Source organism: Methylobacterium sp. 1A (genome assembly GCF_058072805.1).
The window spans coordinates 2,421,645-2,440,289 of sequence record NZ_JBYQVE010000002.1; the positions used below are offsets into that span (position 1 = coordinate 2,421,645).

At 69.6% G+C, this 18,645-nt stretch carries 21 protein-coding genes and 2 pseudogenes; 9 read left to right on the forward strand and 14 right to left on the reverse strand.

Annotation, left to right across the window (positions count from 1 at the left end):
• Positions 1–8 precede the first annotated feature (8 nt).
• The 6 genes and pseudogenes from ACX9MN_RS31445 to ACX9MN_RS31470 all read right to left on the reverse strand — a co-directional run.
• A pseudogene (locus ACX9MN_RS31445) lies at positions 9–689 on the reverse strand (transposase); the annotation flags it as partial.
• A 469-nt stretch (positions 690–1,158) separates the two neighbouring features.
• The gene (locus tag ACX9MN_RS31450; RefSeq protein WP_489726326.1) at positions 1,159–1,977 is read right to left on the reverse strand and encodes a universal stress protein; all 819 of its coding nucleotides are present in this window, start codon (positions 1,975–1,977) and stop codon (positions 1,159–1,161) included.
• A 70-nt stretch (positions 1,978–2,047) separates the two neighbouring features.
• Positions 2,048–3,043: a glucokinase gene (locus tag ACX9MN_RS31455; RefSeq protein ID WP_489726327.1), complete on the reverse strand. Its 996-nt coding sequence runs from the start codon at positions 3,041–3,043 to the stop codon at positions 2,048–2,050.
• 2 nt (positions 3,044–3,045) lie between these two features.
• The gene (locus ACX9MN_RS31460) at positions 3,046–3,420 is read right to left on the reverse strand and encodes a c-type cytochrome (RefSeq protein ID WP_489726328.1); all 375 of its coding nucleotides are present in this window, start codon (positions 3,418–3,420) and stop codon (positions 3,046–3,048) included.
• The gene (locus ACX9MN_RS31465; protein ID WP_091682968.1) at positions 3,417–3,788 is read right to left on the reverse strand and encodes an SPW repeat protein; all 372 of its coding nucleotides are present in this window, start codon (positions 3,786–3,788) and stop codon (positions 3,417–3,419) included. The genes ACX9MN_RS31460 and ACX9MN_RS31465 overlap by 4 nt, the downstream gene beginning before the upstream one ends.
• A gap of 17 nt (positions 3,789–3,805) precedes the next feature.
• On the reverse strand, positions 3,806–4,045 hold the full coding sequence (locus ACX9MN_RS31470) for a biotin/lipoyl-containing protein (protein ID WP_091682970.1): 240 nt from the start codon (positions 4,043–4,045) through the stop codon (positions 3,806–3,808).
• Between the two features lie 178 nt (positions 4,046–4,223).
• Between ACX9MN_RS31470 and ACX9MN_RS31475 the strand changes: the two genes are divergently transcribed.
• The 7 genes from ACX9MN_RS31475 to ACX9MN_RS31505 all read left to right on the forward strand — a co-directional run bounded on the left by ACX9MN_RS31475 (position 4,224) and on the right by ACX9MN_RS31505 (position 8,731).
• Positions 4,224–4,742: a potassium channel family protein gene (locus ACX9MN_RS31475; RefSeq protein WP_489726329.1), complete on the forward strand. Its 519-nt coding sequence runs from the start codon at positions 4,224–4,226 to the stop codon at positions 4,740–4,742.
• 85 nt (positions 4,743–4,827) lie between these two features.
• A complete protein-coding gene (locus ACX9MN_RS31480) occupies positions 4,828–5,043 on the forward strand; it encodes a hypothetical protein (protein ID WP_489726330.1) in 216 nt (71 codons plus the stop codon).
• A 10-nt stretch (positions 5,044–5,053) separates the two neighbouring features.
• Positions 5,054–5,305 (forward strand): hypothetical protein, encoded by a 252-nt coding sequence (locus ACX9MN_RS31485; protein WP_489726331.1) that lies wholly within the window; start codon positions 5,054–5,056, stop codon positions 5,303–5,305.
• The gene (locus tag ACX9MN_RS31490) at positions 5,302–6,630 is read left to right on the forward strand and encodes an NRAMP family divalent metal transporter (protein WP_489726332.1); all 1,329 of its coding nucleotides are present in this window, start codon (positions 5,302–5,304) and stop codon (positions 6,628–6,630) included. The genes ACX9MN_RS31485 and ACX9MN_RS31490 overlap by 4 nt, the downstream gene beginning before the upstream one ends.
• Before the next feature lie 70 nt (positions 6,631–6,700).
• Positions 6,701–7,153 (forward strand): response regulator, encoded by a 453-nt coding sequence (locus tag ACX9MN_RS31495; RefSeq protein ID WP_091927965.1) that lies wholly within the window; start codon positions 6,701–6,703, stop codon positions 7,151–7,153.
• Positions 7,154–7,201: 48 nt separating this feature from the next.
• Positions 7,202–7,849, forward strand: a complete 648-nt coding sequence (locus ACX9MN_RS31500; protein ID WP_091682899.1) for a BON domain-containing protein — start codon at positions 7,202–7,204, stop codon at positions 7,847–7,849.
• A gap of 72 nt (positions 7,850–7,921) precedes the next feature.
• Entirely contained in the window at positions 7,922–8,731 is an 810-nt protein-coding gene (locus tag ACX9MN_RS31505; RefSeq protein ID WP_489726333.1) for a universal stress protein, read from the forward strand.
• Positions 8,732–9,071: 340 nt separating this feature from the next.
• On the opposite strand, the gene ACX9MN_RS31510 is transcribed toward ACX9MN_RS31505, so the two are convergent.
• The 6 genes from ACX9MN_RS31510 to ACX9MN_RS31535 form a co-directional block, all read right to left on the reverse strand.
• On the reverse strand, positions 9,072–9,959 hold the full coding sequence (locus ACX9MN_RS31510; protein WP_489726334.1) for a universal stress protein: 888 nt from the start codon (positions 9,957–9,959) through the stop codon (positions 9,072–9,074).
• A gap of 12 nt (positions 9,960–9,971) precedes the next feature.
• Positions 9,972–10,307, reverse strand: coding sequence for a c-type cytochrome (locus ACX9MN_RS31515; protein WP_489726335.1), 336 nt, complete (start codon positions 10,305–10,307; stop codon positions 9,972–9,974).
• On the reverse strand, positions 10,307–11,122 hold the full coding sequence (locus ACX9MN_RS31520) for a universal stress protein (RefSeq protein WP_132368304.1): 816 nt from the start codon (positions 11,120–11,122) through the stop codon (positions 10,307–10,309). The genes ACX9MN_RS31515 and ACX9MN_RS31520 overlap by 1 nt, the downstream gene beginning before the upstream one ends.
• Before the next feature lie 123 nt (positions 11,123–11,245).
• Positions 11,246–12,229 carry a zinc-dependent alcohol dehydrogenase family protein gene (locus ACX9MN_RS31525; protein ID WP_489726336.1) on the reverse strand — a complete coding sequence of 328 codons (984 nt, stop codon included), beginning with the start codon at positions 12,227–12,229 and terminating at the stop codon, positions 11,246–11,248.
• 13 nt (positions 12,230–12,242) lie between these two features.
• Complete coding sequence (locus tag ACX9MN_RS31530; protein WP_482960208.1) at positions 12,243–12,887, reverse strand: BON domain-containing protein; 645 nt, start codon at positions 12,885–12,887, stop codon at positions 12,243–12,245.
• A 31-nt stretch (positions 12,888–12,918) separates the two neighbouring features.
• Positions 12,919–13,119 (reverse strand): hypothetical protein, encoded by a 201-nt coding sequence (locus ACX9MN_RS31535; RefSeq protein WP_091981017.1) that lies wholly within the window; start codon positions 13,117–13,119, stop codon positions 12,919–12,921.
• A gap of 127 nt (positions 13,120–13,246) precedes the next feature.
• Here ACX9MN_RS31535 and ACX9MN_RS31540 point away from each other — a divergent pair, with 127 nt between their 5' ends.
• Together ACX9MN_RS31540 and ACX9MN_RS31545 are read left to right on the forward strand one after the other, a co-directional pair.
• Positions 13,247–15,802 (forward strand): phosphoketolase family protein, encoded by a 2,556-nt coding sequence (locus tag ACX9MN_RS31540; RefSeq protein WP_489726337.1) that lies wholly within the window; start codon positions 13,247–13,249, stop codon positions 15,800–15,802.
• Between the two features lie 9 nt (positions 15,803–15,811).
• A pseudogene (locus ACX9MN_RS31545) lies at positions 15,812–16,928 on the forward strand (acetate/propionate family kinase).
• 46 nt (positions 16,929–16,974) lie between these two features.
• On the opposite strand, the gene ACX9MN_RS31550 reads toward ACX9MN_RS31545, so the two are convergent.
• The gene (locus tag ACX9MN_RS31550; protein WP_489726338.1) at positions 16,975–17,685 is read right to left on the reverse strand and encodes a Crp/Fnr family transcriptional regulator; all 711 of its coding nucleotides are present in this window, start codon (positions 17,683–17,685) and stop codon (positions 16,975–16,977) included.
• Positions 17,686–18,045: 360 nt separating this feature from the next.
• Positions 18,046–18,645: IS630 family transposase (locus tag ACX9MN_RS31555; protein ID WP_489726339.1), on the reverse strand; the 600-nt coding region annotated here is incomplete at its 5' end.

Genomic DNA, 18,645 nt, shown 5'->3' on the forward strand with positions numbered 1-18,645 from the left:
TTGAGAGGTCAGGCAGCCTGCGCGTGGTGGCGCAAGCGGCGGTCCATAAGGGTCTGGCGCTTGATCCGCGCCCGCTCCCGCAGGATGGCCTCGCCGCGGCCGAAGTAGACGTCGGCGGGAGTGAGGTTGCCCAGGCTCTCGTGAGCCCGAGCGTGGTTGTAATGCTCGACGAAGGCGGCAACCCGCGCCTCCAGTTCGCCGGGCAGGTAGGCGTGTTCGAGCAGGATGCGGTTCTTGAGCGTCTGGTGCCAGCGCTCGATCTTGCCCTGCGTTTGAGGATGGCGGGGCGCGCCGCGGATATGGGTCATGCCCCGACTGCCGAGCCAGTCGGCCAGATCACCCGCGACGTAGCTTGATCCATTGTCGGAGAGCAGCCGCGGCCGATGCGCCACCTGCACATGATCGAGCCCGGCCGCCGCCAGCGCGAGGTCGAGCGTGGCGGTGACGTCGCCGACCTGCATCGTCGCGCACAGCTTCCACGCCACGATGAAGCGCGAGAAGTCATCCAGCACGGTCGAGAGGTCGTACCAGCCCCAGCCGATCACCTTCAGATAGGTGAAGTCTGTCTGCCGGAGTTGATTGGACGCGGTGGTCTTGTCCCGGAACTCGTCGGCGGCTTTGATCACGATGTCGGCCGGGCTGGTGATCAGGTCGTGAGCCTTGAGCAGGCGGTAGACGCTCGCCTCCGAACGGTCTCTGCCGGCTTCCGGGCCGGCCCGGATGTCGGCTTCATCTTCGCTCCTGAGGCTACGATGAACCAGACATCCTCCGTTCGTGAACGGCCTCAATCTGTCTCACGAGCGCTGACGGCAGACAGTCAAAGCGGACATCGGTGAAGCCTGCGGCCATGACATTCTTAGCTTCAAACTACCTTCACCCCGGGGCGCCCAAAGGCAACTTCAACGCAAATTGTCTCGCTGGGAGCTCCAAGCGCCTCCCTCACCTCGCGCCGGAAGGTACGAGCTTCGGCGGCATGCCTCCCGGCCGCCCCGGGGGCTCGTTCATCGGCGGCATGTCGTCCTGTCCGAGCATGGGCACCCCGACCGGGTCGGGTAGGGGGTCTTGACCCTGGTCCGGGGAACGCGTGGGCGAAGGCGGCGAGAAGCCCGGTTCGCCTCGGTCAGGATTGCCTGGGTTGGCCATCGAAACGCCCCCCGATCAGTGGGACAGCAGGCAGCAGACGGACGCCTGCGCCAGCAGGTCCCGCGTGACCCCGCCGAAGAACCACTCGCGCAGGCGGCTGTAGCCGTAGGCGCCTGTCACGATCAGGTCGGCGTCGAAATCGCGCGTCGCCTTCCGGACGTCGTCGGCGACGGTCCAGCCCGATGGCTTGGCCAGATGCGCGGTCGCGTTTACGTCGTGCAGCGCCAAGTAGCGGGCTACGTCCTCGACCTCGGCCCGGTCGTCGCCGTCCGAGACGCGGAACACCTGCACCGCCTCCGCACGCCTGAGCATGGGCAGGGCGTCAGACACGGCCCGTCGCGTTTGCGGGGTGTTCTTCCAGCCGACGAGCACGCGCCTGGCCTCCAGGTGCTCGACGCCGGCCGGGACTACCAGGACTGGCTTCCCCAACCGCATCAGGACGTCGCCGGCGTCGACGGCCATGCCGACCGTCACACCCTCGTCATCCGCGTAGCGCCCGACCACGACGAGGTCCGCCGCCCGCGACTGGCTTTCGAGGAACGAGGCCGATGAGCCAAGGTCCGAGCGCCACTCGACGCGGTCGTTCAGGCAGGAGGCATGGCGAAAAACCTGCTCGACGCCCGCGAGCCGACCCAACGCTGCCTGGCGGATCTCCTCGATGACCATGCCCATGGGCACGGCGGTCTCGCCATAGCCCCGAGGATAGTCCGGTAGGCAGGCGGCGGCGCCGACGAGACGCGCGCCGAGACGATGCGCCAGTTCCGCGGCGAGACGCACCCGCGCCGGCGCGTGACGCCCGTCATCGGCCGCGACCATGATGCTGGCATAGGACATGGTGGTCTCCTCGGATCGAATCTCCTACCGTCACCGTGAGGGGGCATGGACTGACCGGCCTTGACCTGGCTCAAGCCCGCCAGTCCTGGGCCGGGAACAGGAAGCGGTCCTCGTCGGCCAAGAGCGCCGCGAGACCGTCGAGGGCCGGCTCCGGATGCAGGATCACGGCGCGCGGGAGCGCCAGCATCGCCTCGCGGAACGGGGCCTTGTCCTCGAAGGCCTGACTGAACGATTCGCCCCGCAGGACGTCGACGATGCGTGGCGCGATCCCGCCGGCGAGGAAGACGCCGCCCGTGGCCGAGAACACCAGCGCCATGTCGCCCGCGAACCTGCCGAGGAGGCGGGCGAACTGATGGACCGCTTCCCTAGCGACCGGGTCCGACCTCGCGCCTTCGAGGACCTCGGGCGGCGAGCTCCAGCCGACGGCGGCACCGCGCGTCGCCGCGAGGGCCCGCACCAGCCTGACGAGACCCGGACCCGACAGCAGGGTCTCGGCCGTGAGCCTGCCCTCGGCGGCCATCAGGGCCGACCAGGGCATCTTGTCGTCGGGCTCGCAGGGGCCGAACCCGATGTGCCCGGCCTCGGTCGTCTGGATCAGGAAGCGGTCGCCCGCCGGGATCAGGACGGCCGCGCCCAGGCCCGTGCCCGGCCCCAGGACGAGCCGCGGCCCGACCCCTTCGACAGCCGGCCCGATCCGCGCCAATTCGGCCGGGTCGTCCGGGTCGAGGACGGTGACGGCGGCGGCGAGCGGCACGTAGTCGTTGACCAGCCGCACCGCTTCCAAGCCGAACACCTCGCCGATCCCGCCAGGGTCGAATTGCCACGGCGCGTTGGTCAGACGCGTGATGCCGGGGGTAATCCGCCCCGCGACGGCGAGGAAGGCCGAGCGCGGCCGGACCGCGTCCTGTCGGTCGACATGGGCCCGAATGGCGTCGACCGGGCCGGGGAAGCCGGCCGTCGGCACCTTCCGGATCGGGCCTGGACGTCCTCCTGGCTCCGGAAGGATTGAGAAGCGGGCGTAGGTGCCGCCGATATCGGCCAGCAGCACGGGATGCGGCAGCGTCACCCTCAATCCTCCGAGGTGATGCCCGGAGGCGTCGCGGCCGTTCGGGCCTTGAGGCTGAGGATGTAGTCGATGACCGCGTCCATCTCGTCCCGGTCGAGTCTCAGGCTCGGCTTCCGCTGGTGATGGCTCTGCAGGAATACCGCGAGCGCCGGACCGGTCGTCGACGGCATGTTGGCGACCCGTAGAAAGGCCGGGCCAGCGAACGCGCCGGGCTGCGAGGCGCGGCCGATGACGTGGCACTCGCTGCAGAGCTGCGCGGCGATGGCCCGCCCACGGACGCGATGGTCTTCCTCGGGACCGGCGACCGAAGCGCCGATGCAAGCCGCCAGGAGGGCGGCCAGAACGGCCGCGCGGGTGGCGGCCGGCTGAATCGTCATGGCCGCCTCGCGGTGCGGAGCAGTGCAACGGCGGTCGCGATGGCCACGCCACCGAGCGCGACGTGCGCCCAGGTCGCGCCGTCGTTCGCCACGAACCCGAGCGCCCAGGGCGCGACGAGCGTCCAGGCCCCGACGATCAGCACAGCCCTTTCGAGCACCGCCCGGAAGCGGATCTGATTGGCGCCGTAGAGCGTGACGATGAGCAAGCCCGGCACGAGCGCGGACCCGGCCGCGCGGGCATGATCGGTGAAGACCAGCACCCACGCCGTCAGCACCAGCGTGACGCCGGCGGCGTGCTGAAGGCCGCCGATCAGGATCTCTTGCGTCCGCCAAGTCGGTGATGACGTGGCCGCGTCGAGTTGAGACATGGTCTGCCTCCCGGATGTCACGCGTGGACCTCGGCGATAATGCAGCCGGGGTCGATGACCTCGTTGACGGGCGCCAGGACCGTGAGGCGGCCGCTGGTCGGCGAGGCGATGTCGTGCAAGGCCTCGCCGATGCGCACGGTCGCCACGGCCTCTCCGGCCCGCACAAGCGCCCCGTCCGCCACGAACCACCGCTCCAGAATGCCTTCGGGCTGCATCCCCGTTGACCAGAGCTCCTCGGCAACATGCACGTCGGCCATGGTCACCTCCGAGATCCCGGCGCCTGGTTCGCGGCGCTCCGGTGAGGAAATGCCGTTCCGTGAGGGACGGCGTTGATCTCGGTCAAAGGCGCCTCAACGCCTGCACACTAGCGCTAGGCCAAGGACGCGCTCGCCTTATCAGGCAGGCTCGGGCCGCCACGCTCACCCGGGGCCGCGCATGCTCCTCGCCATGACGGCCAGCGTCGTCCTCGTCACGACCACGATCCTGGTGCTCTACGAGACATTGCGGCTGACCTCGGAGCACCTGTCCGAGCTGCCGGTCCCGCCCCGCGCCCGGATTCTCGCCGTGGTGCTGATGACTTTCGTCGGTCACACCGTCGCGGTCTGGATCTACGCCGGCGCCTACTGGCTTCTCGTGCTCCGCCTCGGCGTCGGCGCCTTCGCGGGCGCGCCGGTCACCTCCTTCGAGGATTGCCTGTACTTCTCCGTGGTCGCCTACACCTCGCTCGGCTTCGGCGACCACTTCCCGACCTCCCATACCCGGCTGCTCGCCGGCGTCGAGGCGCTCAACGGCCTGCTCCTGATCGGCTGGTCCGCGTCGTTCACCTACCTGGCGATGGAGCGATACTGGCCACTGCACGGCAAGGCGCACGCGCATCGAACCGCGCGGACAGGCCACGACAACGGGCCCGAACTGGGTCGGGAACGCCTCTTCCCGCCGGCACCAGGGGCCTGATCGCTTGTCGAGCCTTGCGCTGGATCAAGGCCGCCGCTCCCGCGGGCGCCCACCGTCTCCGCAATATCGCAATACGAGGCGCGCCATGCACAAGTACCTGGTCACCTTCCACAAGGTCGTGCCGGACGACATCGGCCACGAACACACCGCCATCCAGCGGCAGACCGTCGTCTCCGCCCACTCGGAGGCTGCCGCCGCCTGCGCGGCCCAGGCGCTGTTCTGCCAGACCGCCGGCATCGTCGATTGGCGCATGCGGGCCGACATCTGCGAGGTCGCGGAACTCGATGGACAGGCAGCCTGAGGAGGCAAGGATGAGCCACGGACTCACCGAACCCGTGCACTGGCAGGGCCGCCAATGGGCCGTCACCGGCTACGGCATCGAGGCGCTCGACGGCATGTACCACGTCTCGTTCTCCGAGATCCCGGACGCCGAGGCCGGACGGCCGGAATGGTTGGACGGTTTATGGCGGCGCTACGGGACGGATCGCAACGACCTGGACGCGGCCCTGAGGGTCGCGCGCGCCCTGCGGGGCGAAGAAGCCGGCGTGAAGCCGGCGGCATGAGCAACTCGTCACGTGCCGCGGCCAGGGAGGTCGATGATCCGGAGGTGGCGAGCACCGCCATCGGTCCCTCGAAGCCGCGCCTACTGCGGGTGCTCGGGCCCGGCCTGATCACCGGCGCCTCCGACGACGATCCCAGCGGTATCGCCACCTACGGCCAGGCCGGGGCGCAGCTCGGCTACGGCCTGTGCTGGACCATGATCTACACCCTGCCGTTGATGGCGGCGGTGCAGATGGTCTCCGCCCGGATCGGGCGGACCACCGGCCATGGCATCGCCGGCGTGCTGCGCGAGCACTACCCGGACAGCCTGCTCCAGGCCGTGGTGTTCCTCCTGCTCACCGCCAACGTCCTGAATCTGGGGGCCGATCTCGGCGCGATGGCGGACGCGCTCGACCTGCTCCTCCCGGGGCCACGCTGGCTCTACGTCGTGCTCTTCGCCGCCGTCTGCGCCTTCATGCAACTCGTCCTGCAGTACACGCGCTACGTCGCCGTCCTGAAATGGCTGACGCTCAGCCTGTTCGCCTATCTCGGCGTGGTGATCTTTGCCCACGTCTCTTGGTGGGATCTCGGCTTGGCCCTGGCGGTACCAAGGGTCGACTTCAGCGGCACCGGCCTGACTACTCTCGTGGCCCTGTTCGGGACCACGATCAGCCCATACCTGTTCTTCTGGCAGGCCGCGGAGGAAGCCGAGGACCTGAACGCCTTCCCGCGCCGGCGCGACCTCCTGCACGCACCCGAGCAGGGTGGCGCCGCGCTCCGCCGCATCGGGGTCGACACGCTCGTCGGCATGGCCTTCTCGAACCTCGTGGCGCTCGCCATCATGGTCACCACCGCCGCCGTGCTGCACCCGCGCGGCATCATCGACATTCAGACCTCGGCCCAGGCCGCGGAGGCGCTCCGCCCGCTGGCCGGCCCGTTGTCCGCGACGGTCTTCGCGCTCGGCATCGTGGGGACCGGACTTCTCGCGGTTCCGGTGCTTGCGGGTTCGGCGGCCTACGCCGTCGGCGAGGCGCGGCGCTGGCCGGTGGGCTTCGGCCGACGCATCCTTGAGGCGCGCGCCTTCTACGGGACGGTGGCGCTCGCCACCCTGGTGGGCATGGTCATCAGCCTGGGCGCGGTCGATCCGATCCGGGCGCTCTACTGGAGCGCGGTGGTCAACGGCATCATCGCGGTGCCTGTCATGGCCGTGATGATGCTGGCCGCGTCCCGCTCCGACATCATGGGCGCCTTCGCGGTGCGTGGGCCGCTGCGGCTGCTCGGATGGATCGCGACTGCCTGCATGCTGCTCGCTGTCCTGGCCATGTTCGGCACGGTCACGCTGCTTTGACCCAGCGCAAAGCGGACGGATCCGACCGATCCATCCTCGCCCCATCGCAACCGGAAATGGGAATCGGGCGATGGAGAACGGAACGGAGGGGCGGCCGGTCGTGCTGGTCGCCGAGCCGCAGGCGCTGCCGGGCATGTGGCTGGAGGACTCCCTCGCGGACGCCGGCTGTGCGGTGAGCGGCCCCTACGGAACCGGCGGCGATGCCATCGGAAGCCTCGACACGAAACGTCCGGACTTCGCCGTGGTCAGCGTCGACCTGAACGAGGGGCCGTGCTTCCCGCTGGCCTGCGCCCTGCGCCGGAGGGGCATCCCCTTCGCCCTGATTGCCGGGAACGCCCGGGTCCCGAAGGCCTTCGCGGACGTGCCGCTGCTCGGCCGGTTATTCGATGCCCGGGACATGGTCTCTGCCGTGACCGCCGGCTGCGCCGTCCCGGGCTGCCCCCGGGCATGCCCGATGCTGGGTCGTATCACGGCCGGGCAAGAGCTTGCGCTGGATCAATGTCCGACCGCCTGCCGCGCATAGCCTCGGGCTCGGCCAGGCGCGACCTGGACCTCATCGAGGAGACTTACGATGGGCGACAAGCTGATCCGCCAGAACGTCATCGACGAGCTCGACTTCGACCCCAGCATCGACGCCGCCCACATCGGTGTCGCCGTAGAGAAGGGCATCGTCACCCTCACCGGTCACGTCGCCAACTATGCGGAACGTGTGACCGCAGAGAAGGCCGCGCAGAAGGTGCGCGGCGTCCGCGGCGTCGTCGAGAAGATCACGGTGCGCTTCGCCGGCGAGACCCCGCCGCGCGACGAGGACCTGGCGCAACGCGCGGTGCAGATGCTCGATTGGTCCGCGACGGTGCCCAAGGATGCCGTGCAGGTGAAGGTCCAGACCGGCTGGGTGACGCTCTCCGGAAAGGTCGACTGGCAGTACCAGAAGGAAGAGGCCTACCGGTCGATCAAGCGGCTCGCCGGCGTGACCGGCATCATCAACAACATCGAGGTGGCGCCGAAGGCGAGCGCGCCCGACGTTCGCGCGAAGATCTTGGCGGCGCTCAAGCGGAACGCCGAACTGGAGGCCGACGCCATCAAGGTGACGGTCAAGGACGCCAGGGTCGTCCTGGAGGGCAGGGTCAACGCTTGGCACGAGCGACGTCTCGCCGAGACCGCCGCGTGGTCGGCTCCGGGCGTGCGCGCCGTCGAGGACCACCTCACGCTTGGCTGAAACCATCGGAGTGGGCGAGGCCGCAAGGGCCGCCCGCACCCGTTCCATCGCCTGCCGATCCGGAGACGTTCCATGACCTACGCGAGCATCATGGTCGCCGTGGACCTGACGGACGGGGCGCGAAGCCGCGTGCGCCTGGCCGCGCACCTTGCCGACGACTTCCACGCCCGTTTGACCGGCGTCGCGGCGGAGATGCCGGATTATAGCTGGGCTCCGGCCGGCCCGACGCCGGGAGGGTCGTTCGGCATCCCCTCGATCCAGGAGGCGGTCCTGAACGACCTCCGGGTGGCCCACGAGGCCTTCGAGGAAGCCGCCGGCGGACGCAGCCGCGTCGAGTGGCGCTCCAACCTCGATTTCCCGCTGGCGTTCCTGGTCGCCCAAGCGGCGGCCGCCGACCTCGTGGTGGTCGGCCGAGGGACGGACCCCGGGCCCGCGCTGTTAGCGGTCGATCCGGCCGACGCGGTCATGCATCTTGGACGCCCGGTGTTGGTGGTGCCGCCGGGCGTCGACCATCTCGACGCCAAGCGCGTCGTGGTCGGCTGGAAGAACACCCGCGAGGCGCGCCGCGCGGTGCTGGACGCGCTGCCGTTCCTGAAGCGGGCGTCCGAGGTGCTCGTCGTCTCCGTCGACGATGGCGCCGGCTCCGAGGGTCAGGACACCCTTCGTCTCCTCCAGGCGCACGGCGTCTCAGCCATCCGCGTCAGACACGATGCCCTGGGTGCCTCGACCTCCGAGGCACTCGTCGAAGCGGCCACCGAGCACGGGGCCGACCTGATCGTCGCGGGCGCCTACGGTCACGGGCGCCTCCGCGAGTGGGCGTTCGGCGGCGTCACTCGGGAGTTGCTGGCCTATGCCCCCCTCTGCTGCCTGATGAGCCATTGATGCCCGGCATCATGCGGAGCACCACGTCATGTGCAGCCCTCCTGGTTCTCGCCGCGATCGTGGTAAGCGCGTCGCCAACTCAGGCGCGACCGACGGCCGGCCCGCCTGATGCGAAAGGGACGTTCGTCGAGCCTGCAAACGCGCCCCATCGGCATTGCGCAGGGTCCTGCCTGAGAAGCGGGGCCCTGCAGTGGTTCTGCAAGCCCCACCAGACTTGCAGCCTGGATTGCGGCACGGCGCCTCCTCGCATGCACTGCCACGACCCGAGGCGTTGAGAGCGGGGCCGCCGAGGTCTGGCGACGGGCCAACCCCGGAAAGGCCGTCCTGCAAGCGCGATACGTCAGTGGGCCATGAGTACCGGGATGCGCGCGTGCTCGACCACATGCCGGGTGACGCCACCGAGCAGGAACTCGCGCACGCGGCTGTGGGTGTAGGCACCTATCGCCAGCAAGGAGGCGTTCCGGCGCTCGGCCTCGTCCAGGATGGCCGCGCCGACCGAGATCCCATCCCCGACCGGCAGGGTGACGGCCTCGGCCACGATGCCGTGCCAGCGCAGGTAGGCGCACAGGTCCGCGGCCCGCGTTTCCTCGAAGCGTTCCGTCCTCGCATGCACGACCGTGACGTGGGCGGCCTCGTGCAGCAGCGTGATGGCTTGCCCGATCAGGCGTGCCGCTTCGAGACTGCCGTTCCAGGCGATCACGACGTGGTCGAGGAGGTCGTACGGGACTACCTCGCCAACCATCAGCGTCGGTCGTCCGACCGAGAACAGGGCCGTGTCGAGCGCCCTCCCGGTGAACGAGCGCGCCGGATCGGGTCGGTCGACGATGATCAAGTCGTTCACTCGCCCGGCCAGCGTCAGGAGCGGCTCGACCTCGCCCGACAGCTCCGTCCATGTCGCGAAAGTGGCGTCCAGGCGCTCGGTCTTGGCGACCAGCGGAACGCCCTCGCGTCCGCACCAGGCTTCCAGGGCCGCCTTGCCTTCGGCCGCGGCCTCGCGCACGCCCCGGTCGATGGCCTCGATGGTCGCGCAGTCCATCGGCATGACGCTGGCCAAACTGGCGATGCCGACCATGCCGGCCATGCTGGCCATGACATAACCCGGGTCCGGCGCCATGAAGGCGACCCCAATGTGCGCGTGCAGGCGCCGCCCAAGGCGAAGGGCTGCGTCCAGGCGGTGGGTGACATCGATGCCTGGGGCTGTGGGGACGAGAAGACAGCGGAGGTACATCGAGGCTCTTCCTCAGCGTTCGAGCGACTTCATGTAGGCGATCAGCTCCTGCGCCTGGTCAGGGTCGAACCGGAACTCGGGCATGCTCGGATGACCGGTGCGGATGCCTTCCGTGAGCGCCTCGCCGAGATCCTCGACCGGGTAGCGCTTGTGCAGTTCGCGGAAGGGAGGCGCGGCGCGCAGCAGGCTCGCCCCGACACGCCCGACGGCGTGGCAGCGGGCACAGTTGGTCTTGGCGAGGGACTCGCCCTGCTTGACCTGCCGGTCCCAGGCCTGGGCGGAGCCGGTGCCGATAAGGATGGACAGCAGCACCAGAGCGCCCGCGTGGATGGTGGTCGCCGAGGGCATCAGTGGCTCATCAGGCAGCAGACGGGGGTCGATTGCAGGACTTCGCGGGTGGCGCCGCCGAAGGCCCACTCGCGCAGCCGGCTATGCCCGTAGGCGCCCATCACGATGAGGTCCGCGTCCTCCCGACCGGCGAACCGAAGGATCTCGTCGGCGGGGCCGATCTCCGGCTTGCGCAGCAGGTGGGTCGTGGCCTTGATTCCGTGCCCGGACAGGTACTCGGCCGCGCCCTCGGCGCCCACGTGCTGCGCGTCCGGTCCCACGGCCACCACGCAAACCTGCTCGGTCTGTCTCAAGAACGGTAAAGCGTCGTGAAGGGCTCGACGGGCCTCGGGCGTATCCTTCCAAGCCACCACGACCCGCTTGACCGCGAGGTGCTCGATGCCCGGCGGGACCACCAGCACCGGACGCCCCACCTCCATCAGCAGCCCCCCGGTGGAGACCGCCATCGGACCGGCATCACCGTCCGCAGGTCCCTGCCGGCCGACGACCACGAGGTCGGCGGTGCGCGCCTGCGCACCGAGGAAAGCCAACGGATCGGTCGGTGCGGAGCGCCAGCTCGTCTTAGGCGCCTGCCCGGCCTCGCGCTCGAAAAGGGCCTTGGCCTCCGCGAGCTGCTCGTCGGTCAGGCGCTCCTCAAGGGCCCAGACACGCTCGACCTCCAGCATGTCGCCGACCGGCATGGGTCCGAGGACCGGACGTGCGGCGACGCCGGTCAGCTTGGACCCGAACTGTTGGGCGAGGCCGGCCGCCAATTGGACTCGGTCCGCCGCCGCGGGCCCGAGGTCGACCGAGACCATGATGTTGGAGATCTTCATGACCACCTCCCTTGGCCGGGCTGCCGGCGCGATGGAGGTACTCTGGCCCCGGTTCGCGGGGACGACCTTGATCCATCGCAAGGGCACTCGATGGGCAGTCCAAATGCAGCGGACGAGACCGGTTCAGGGCACGAGAACGGCGGCGCCCTGAAGGGCGCCGGACCGGTGGGCGGCGATCGCCGCGTTGGCCTGGACGAGCGGGAACGTGCGCGTGCGGGTGACGATGCCGGCCCGCGGCACGACCTCGAAGAAGCCGCGCGCATCCGCGCGGGTGAGGTTCGCCACCGAGCGCACCGACCGCTCCTCCCAGAGCAGTTCGTAGGGGAAGCGCGGGATGTCGCTCATGTGGATACCGCCACAGACCACGCATCCGCCCCTGCGCAACTCCGCGAGTGCGGTCGGCACCAGCCGGCCGTCGGGTGCGAAGATCAAGGCCGCGTCCAGCGGCTCGGGCGGCGCCTCGTCCGACCCGCCCGCCCATTCAGCCCCAAGGGAGCGGGCGAAGTCCTGGGCTTTCCAGTCGCCGGGTCGGGTGAGCGCGAACACGCGGCGGCCCTGCCACCGGCAGACCTGGGCGACGATGTGCGCGGCCGCCCCGAAGCCGTAGAGCCCCACAGTGTCGGCGTCCTCCGCCATCCGCAGCGTGCGCCAACCGATCAGCCCTGCGCAGAGGAGCGGCGCTGTCGCGACCGGGTCCAGGCTCGTGTCGAGCGGGATGGTGAAGGCGGCCTCGGCCAAGAGATGGGTGGCGAACCCGCCGTCGCGGGTGCAGCCGGTGAAGCCGGGGGCATTGCACAGGTTCTCCCGGTCGGTTTTACAGTAGCGGCAGTGGCCGCAGGCGTGCCCGAGCCAGGGCACCCCGACGCGTTGACCCGGGGCCGGATCGGTCACGCCTTCGCCGACGGCCTCGACGATGCCGACGACCTCGTGGCCGGGCACGATGGGGTAGACGGCCTGCGGAAGCTCGCCGTCGATGACGTGGAGGTCGGTCCGGCAGACCACGCAGGCCTCAACCCGGATGCGGACCTCGCCGGGGCCGGGAAGTGGGTCGGGCCTCTCCTCCGGCACGAGGGGACCGCCGATCTCCTGCAGGACCATCGCCAGCATCGGCAACTCCCCGTCATGCGAGCGTCAGGCGGTCCTCGACGGCGCGGACGCCGGGCGCCGACCACGCGGCACGCTCGGCGAGCTTGCGCTCGCTCCAGACGTCGACGCATCCGTCCAGGATCACCTTGTCCCCGTCCACGTGGACGCGGATGGTGTCGGGATCCCGGGCGCTGCGCCTCAGGGCGGCGAGGATCCTGTCCTTGACCTCGGTGGGTCGGACAGGCGGCTTCACCGCGATGAGGTTGACGATGTCGATGACGCCGGCGAGCCGCCGCAGCGCCTTATCGACCGCCGCCTTCTGGTGGTAGTGCGGCACGCATCCTTCGAGCGTGACGCAGCCCTTCTCGACCTTGAGCGAGACCGACCGCTCCGGGATCTGCACGTCCCACTCCAGAACCCGGGCGCACCGCTCGGCCAGGGCCTCGTCGCCGACGCGCGGATTTTCCGGGTACCGCACCTCGATCCGCTCGATCACGGCCCGGACGCCGCGCACCCGAAGCGTGACGCGCTCGGCGATGCTCTTCTCGGCGTAGTTCCGGACGTGGCCGGTCAGCGTCACGACGCCGTCGTCGACCGCGACGCCGATCTGCGCCGCGTCGACCATGGGGGCGTATTCCAATTCGTCGAGCACGTGACGGCGTACGGTGATGTCGTCCATCGCGGGTCTCCTCGATTCGCCGGGATTTCTTTCAGAGAGCCAGCCAAAGCAGCGCGGGCGTCACCACCGAGGCCGCGATGGCGAGCGCCAGCGCCTGCAGGCTGCCGATGGACCGGTAGCGCGCCGCGTCCGTGACGACCCGGGGTTCGGCGTCGTTCGTCGGTGCCAGCATGACCGGCACCCGCGCGCGGCGTACCGTCGTGATGAAGGTGGTTCGAAGCACCAAGGCCATCGTTCGCTCCCGTCCTGCTGACGGAAGGCATCCTGCCGGCCTTCCGGGGAGCCGCCTTGATCCAACTCAACGCCGCTAGCCTCGGCTGCCTGCACGGTCGTCCGGGATCCGCAACCGGGAGGCCGACATGGACGCGAGGCGCGAGCCGACGAAGACCCACGAGGAACGCCGCGACGGCGGCCGTGCGGACGGCGGTCACGACCTGGCCTTCGTGCCGGGGCCGCTCGGGCCCGACAGCCTCAGGCGGATCGACAGCTACTGGCGGGCTGCGAACTACCTGTCGGTCGGCCAGATCTACCTCATGGCCAACCCGCTCCTGCGCGAACCGCTCAGGCCCGAGCACGTCAAGCCAAGGCTTCTCGGCCACTGGGGCACGACACCGGGCCTCAACTTCATCTACGTCCACCTGAACCGGGTCATCCGGCAGCGCGACCTCGACATGATCGCGGTGTGGGGGCCGGGTCACGGCGCGCCGGGGCTCGTCGCCAACGCCTACCTGGAGGGCACCTACAGCGAGATCTACCCCGACGTTGCGCGGGACGCGGAGGGGATGGAGCGCCTGTTCAGGCAGTTCTCGTTTCCCGGGGGCATACCGAGCCACGCCTCGCCGGAGCTGCCCGGCTCCATCCACGAGGGCGGCGAGCTCGGCTATTCCCTGGCTCATGCGTTCGGCGCTGCCCTGGACAACCCCGGCCTGATCGTCGCCTGCGTGGTCGGCGACGGCGAGGCGGAGACGGGGCCGCTCGCCGCGTCGTGGCATTCCAACAAGTTCCTGAATCCGACCACCGACGGAGCCGTACTGCCGATCCTGCACCTCAACGGCTATAAGATCGCCAACCCGACGCTCCTCGCCCGGATGCCCGCGGATGAGCTTCGCAGCCTCCTCGTCGGGTACGGCTACGAGCCGACCTTCGTCGAGGGCGACGAGCCGGCCGGCTTGCACCAAGCCATGGCGACGGCGCTCGACGCGGTCCTCGACGAGATCGCAGCGATCCGGCACTCCGCGCGCTGCGGCGAGGCCCGGCGACCGCGCTGGCCGATGATCGTGCTGCGCAGCCCCAAGGGTTGGACGGGACCGAAGGCCGTTGACGGCAAGCCGGTCGAGGGAACTTGGCGCTCGCATCAGGTTCCCGTCGCGGCCACGCGGGAGAACCCGGAGCACCGCGCGATCCTCGAAGCCTGGATGCGCTCCTACCGACCGGAGGAGCTGTTCGACGAGGACGGCTCGCTCGTTCCGGAACTCGCCACCCTGGCGCCCAAGGGGCCGCGGCGCATCTCGGCCAACCCGCACGCCAACGCGCATAAGAGCGCGCCCTTGCGGCTGCCGGACATCATGGACTTCGCCGTCCCCGTGCCGGGACCTGGCCGCTCCCGAGCCGAGGCCACCCGCACGCTCGGCGGCTACCTGCGGGAGGTCCTGTCCCTGAACAAGCACGCCCGCAACTTCCGGATCATGGGTCCCGATGAGACCACCTCGAACCGGCTTGACGCGGTGTTCGACGTGACGGGGCGCGTCTGGCAGGAGGCGACACTGCCGGGCGACGACCACCTTCAGCGCGACGGCCGGGTCATGGAGGTGCTGAGCGAGCACCTCTGCGAGGGCTGGCTCGAAGGCTACCTGCTCACGGGCCGGCACGGCCTGTTCGCGACCTACGAGGCCTTCGCCCACGTCGTCGATTCGATGGTGAACCAGCACGCCAAGTGGCTCAAGTCCTCGCGCGACCTGCCCTGGCGACGACCGGTGCCATCCCTGAACATCTTGCTCTCGTCCCACGTCTGGCGGCAGGACCACAACGGCTTCAGCCACCAGGATCCGGGCTTCATCGACTTCGTGGCGAACAAGCGCGGGGATACGGCGCGGATCTACCTGCCGCCGGACGCGAACACCCTGCTGTGCGTCACGGATCACTGCCTGCGAACCTATGACCGCATCAACGTCGTCGTGGCCGGCAAGCAGCCGGCGCTGCAGTGGCTGACCCTGGACGAAGCCGTCACGCACTGCGCGGCCGGCATCGACATTTGGGACTGGGCCTCGAACGAGGGAGACACGGAGCCCGACGTTGTGATGGCCTGCGCGGGCGACGTGCCGACGATGGAAACGCTCGCCGCGGTGGATTGGCTGCGCCGGCACGTCCCGGAACTCAGGGTCCGGGTCGTAAACGTGGTCGACCTGATGACGCTGCCGGCGCCCGAGACGCATCCGCACGGTCTCGACGACCCGACCTTCGACAGCCTGTTCACGCGCGACCGGCCGGTGGTGTTCGCCTACCACGGCTATCCGTGGCTCATTCACCGGCTGACCTACAAGCGGACGAACCACGGCAACTTCCACGTCCATGGCTTCATTGAGGAGGGCACGACCACGACGCCCTTCGACATGTGCGTGTTGAACCGGCTCGACCGCTATCATCTCGCCCAGGCCGCGATCCGGGCCGTCCCGCGACTGGGCGCCCGGGCCGAGCACGCCGAGGAGGCGCTTCGCGAGGCGCTGGCCACCCATCGCGAGCATGTTCGCCGAACCGGCGACGACCTGCCTGAGGTGCGGGATTGGGTCTGGCCGGAACGGCACGCCCCCGAGGATCACGACCGCCGGATCGAGGGCGACATCATGCAGTGCGGCCCGACCGACACGGCCAAGCCTGGGCAGGCGGGGACGGTGGACGGGTGGACGGTCGTGACCTGAGGCCGGGCGATGATCCTCGTGCTCAACGCCGGTTCCTCCAGCCTGCGCTGCGCCCTTTTCCGGCCGGGCGCCGACGAGCCGGCGTGGCGAGCGCACGTCGCAGAGATCGGGCATGATCCAAGACTTCTCCGTCGACGGCGCCGCCGTCGGGGGTGAGCGCCCACCGGCGGGCGACCATGCCGCCGTCGCCCGCTGGCTGTTCGTGCGACTTCCCGCGGCACCGACCGCGGTGGGACACCGCGTCGTCCATGGCGGCTTGCATCTCGCAGCGCCGGTGCGGCTCGACGCGGAGATCCTCGCGGCGCTTGAAGGGCTTATTCCGCTCGCGCCCGCGCACCAGCCGCAGGCGCTCGCCTGCATCCGCGCGGTCGGGGAGGTCTGGCCGGATCTGCCGCAGGTCGCCTGCTTCGACACCGCCTTCCATCGGACGCAGGACCGGTTGGCCCAACTCTACCCGCTGCCGCGCGCCTTTATCGACGAGGGGCTCGTGCGCTTCGGCTTCCACGGACTGTCCTACGCCAATCTCGCCCGAACGCTTCCGCACGGGCGGATCCTGGCCGCCCATCTCGGGCACGGGGCGAGCCTGTGCGCGATCCGGGACGGGCGAAGCGTCGCCACGACGATGGGCTTCACCACGCTCGACGGGCTGATGATGAGCACCCGCAGCGGGGCGGTCGACCCGGGCCTCGTTCTGTACCTGATCCGGGAGCGCGGCCTGTCAGCCGACGCGGTGGCCGATCTCCTGAACGAGCGGTCGGGCCTCCTCGGCGTCTCCGGCATAAGCGACGATGTGCGGGTCTTGGAGGCGAGCGACGCTTCGGCCGCGCGCGAGGCCCTGGATCTGTTCACCTACCGGATCGTGCGGGAGGCAGGCTCGCTCATCGCCACCCTCGGCGGCGTCGACACCCTGGTCTTCACGGGCGGCATCGGCGAGCACGCCGTGCAGGTTCGCGCCGCCATCTGCCGCGGGCTGTCCTTCGCTGGCGTCGCCCTCGACAAAGAAGCCAATGCCGGCGGCGAGGCGATGATCGAGGCGTCCGGCTCGGCGGTCTCGGTTCGCATCGCGCCCGCGAACGAGGAGCGCGAGATCGCCCTGTCGGTGACCGATGCGCTCGAGCCGCTGTGAGCGCGCCTCTCGCCGACGCATCGCCGGTGGACCCCGACCTCTTCGATCAGGGCGCCGCGTGCTCCGGCTTGAGGTAGGCGGGGTCGAACTCGGCGAGCTCCGTCAACCCATCCCAGTCTTCTATGGTGATCCACCGGCCTCGCCACGACACGAGCTTGGCCGAGGCAAGCCTTCTCACGATACGGTTGGCATGGACCGACGTCAGTCCGAGGGCGCTGCCCAGTTCCGTCTGCGTCAACGGCATGGGGAATCGGGACGCCTCGGCCAAGCCGGCGGCTGCCGCACGCGTGAAGAGCTCGCAGATCAGGTGCGCCATCCCCTCGTACGCTTGGCGATGGCCGGCGTTCAGGAGCCAGCGACGGGCCGTGGCCAACTCGACGACTGCTTCGAGCTGCACCATGCGGCCGATGCGCGGATGCCGCTCCATGAGGCGTTTGAAGGCATCATGCGGGATGACGCCGATGCGACATGGCGTGAGCGAAGCGACCACGTGATCCATCCGCCGTCGAAAAAGGCCCTGCAGGTCAAGGAAGTCGCCCGGGATTTGTAGGCTCAGGATCTGCGGCCTGAAGGTCTCAAGGGGGATGTACTTACAAGTCCAGCCATCCAGAAGAATCCGACATTGAGCCGTAACGTCGTCCTCGCGTAATATCTCCCGGTCGGCCTCGATTGTTGCGACCCGGGATACGGACGCGGCGAGGGCGTCGATCTCCGGGGCCGAGACACCGCACCGGTCCAGCCTGCGCCTGAGGCTCAAGGTCCAATCCACGCCTGACGCGCGGGCACGTTCGCTTGCCGTCTTACCGTTGCGCGATTGCGGGTCTCGCAAGACTGTCGGTGGGCGCGTCGAGGCTGGAGTCGATTGCGCGGCATCACCTCTGTCCGGTGCCGCCGCTTGGCCCGGCTTCGAACGCGTATCCCCATCGGTGTTGGACATGTGCGCCCCCCGGTTCCACAGGACGGATGGCAGGTTGGCGGCGCGATGCCCTCGCGCCTTGCGATGAATCAAAAACTCATGGTGGGGAGCACCATTCGCCTCGGCCGGTCCAATGCCGGTTGAATATCCGTCGGGGCAGGCCGAAGCAGGCCATCATGGGTGCGCTAGAGCGGTTTCGGTTTAATCGGGGTCGTATCCTGCCGCGACGAAGAAGTTTGCGGCCTCGTCGGGCGTAACGGCATCGACGAGCCGCCCGATTGTGGTCCAGAGCCCTTCGCGCGTGCGCGCCGCGGCCTTGCGCAGCCCCGCCTTCAACTTCGAGAACGCCATCTCGATCGGATTGAAGTCCGGCGAGTAGGGCGGGAGGAACAGGAGCCGCGCGCCCGCCGCCTCGATCGCCGCGCGCACGGCCGGGCCTTTGTGGCTGCCGAGATTGTCCATGATCACGATGTCCCCGGGTGCGAGTTCGGGCACCAGGACCTGATCGACGTAGACTTGGAAGGCGTCGCGGTTGATCGGCCCGTCGAGCACGAACGGCGCGGCGATCCCGGACAGGCGCAGGCCCGCCACCAGGGTCGTGGTCTTCCAATGACCGTGCGGGACGGGGGAGCGCAGCCGCTGGCCGCGGGGACAGCGCCCGCGGGTGCGGGCCATGTTGGTGGCGGTCCACGTCTCGTCGAGGAACACCAGCCGGTCCGGGTCGAGATCGGGCTGGCTCTCGAACCACGCTTCCCGGGCGGCCTTCACGTCCGGCCGATCCTGCTCTGCGGCGTGGGCCGT

Bases quoted from the DNA above. Each gene is read 5' to 3' on its own strand.
- ACX9MN_RS31450 (WP_489726326.1), bottom strand. From the start codon at position 1,977: ATGTCCTATGCCAGCATCATGGTCGCGGCCGATGACGGGCGTCACGCG.
- ACX9MN_RS31460 (WP_489726328.1), bottom strand. From the start codon at position 3,420: ATGACGATTCAGCCGGCCGCCACCCGCGCGGCCGTTCTGGCCGCCCTC.
- ACX9MN_RS31465 (WP_091682968.1), bottom strand. From the start codon at position 3,788: ATGTCTCAACTCGACGCGGCCACGTCATCACCGACTTGGCGGACGCAA.
- ACX9MN_RS31470 (WP_091682970.1), bottom strand. From the start codon at position 4,045: ATGGCCGACGTGCATGTTGCCGAGGAGCTCTGGTCAACGGGGATGCAG.
- ACX9MN_RS31475 (WP_489726329.1), top strand. From the start codon at position 4,224: ATGCTCCTCGCCATGACGGCCAGCGTCGTCCTCGTCACGACCACGATC.
- ACX9MN_RS31480 (WP_489726330.1), top strand. From the start codon at position 4,828: ATGCACAAGTACCTGGTCACCTTCCACAAGGTCGTGCCGGACGACATC.
- ACX9MN_RS31485 (WP_489726331.1), top strand. From the start codon at position 5,054: ATGAGCCACGGACTCACCGAACCCGTGCACTGGCAGGGCCGCCAATGG.
- ACX9MN_RS31490 (WP_489726332.1), top strand. From the start codon at position 5,302: ATGAGCAACTCGTCACGTGCCGCGGCCAGGGAGGTCGATGATCCGGAG.
- ACX9MN_RS31495 (WP_091927965.1), top strand. From the start codon at position 6,701: ATGGAGAACGGAACGGAGGGGCGGCCGGTCGTGCTGGTCGCCGAGCCG.
- ACX9MN_RS31500 (WP_091682899.1), top strand. From the start codon at position 7,202: ATGGGCGACAAGCTGATCCGCCAGAACGTCATCGACGAGCTCGACTTC.
- ACX9MN_RS31505 (WP_489726333.1), top strand. From the start codon at position 7,922: ATGACCTACGCGAGCATCATGGTCGCCGTGGACCTGACGGACGGGGCG.
- ACX9MN_RS31510 (WP_489726334.1), bottom strand. From the start codon at position 9,959: ATGTACCTCCGCTGTCTTCTCGTCCCCACAGCCCCAGGCATCGATGTC.
- ACX9MN_RS31515 (WP_489726335.1), bottom strand. From the start codon at position 10,307: ATGCCCTCGGCGACCACCATCCACGCGGGCGCTCTGGTGCTGCTGTCC.
- ACX9MN_RS31520 (WP_132368304.1), bottom strand. From the start codon at position 11,122: ATGAAGATCTCCAACATCATGGTCTCGGTCGACCTCGGGCCCGCGGCG.
- ACX9MN_RS31525 (WP_489726336.1), bottom strand. From the start codon at position 12,229: ATGCTGGCGATGGTCCTGCAGGAGATCGGCGGTCCCCTCGTGCCGGAG.
- ACX9MN_RS31530 (WP_482960208.1), bottom strand. From the start codon at position 12,887: ATGGACGACATCACCGTACGCCGTCACGTGCTCGACGAATTGGAATAC.
- ACX9MN_RS31535 (WP_091981017.1), bottom strand. From the start codon at position 13,119: ATGGCCTTGGTGCTTCGAACCACCTTCATCACGACGGTACGCCGCGCG.
- ACX9MN_RS31540 (WP_489726337.1), top strand. From the start codon at position 13,247: ATGGACGCGAGGCGCGAGCCGACGAAGACCCACGAGGAACGCCGCGAC.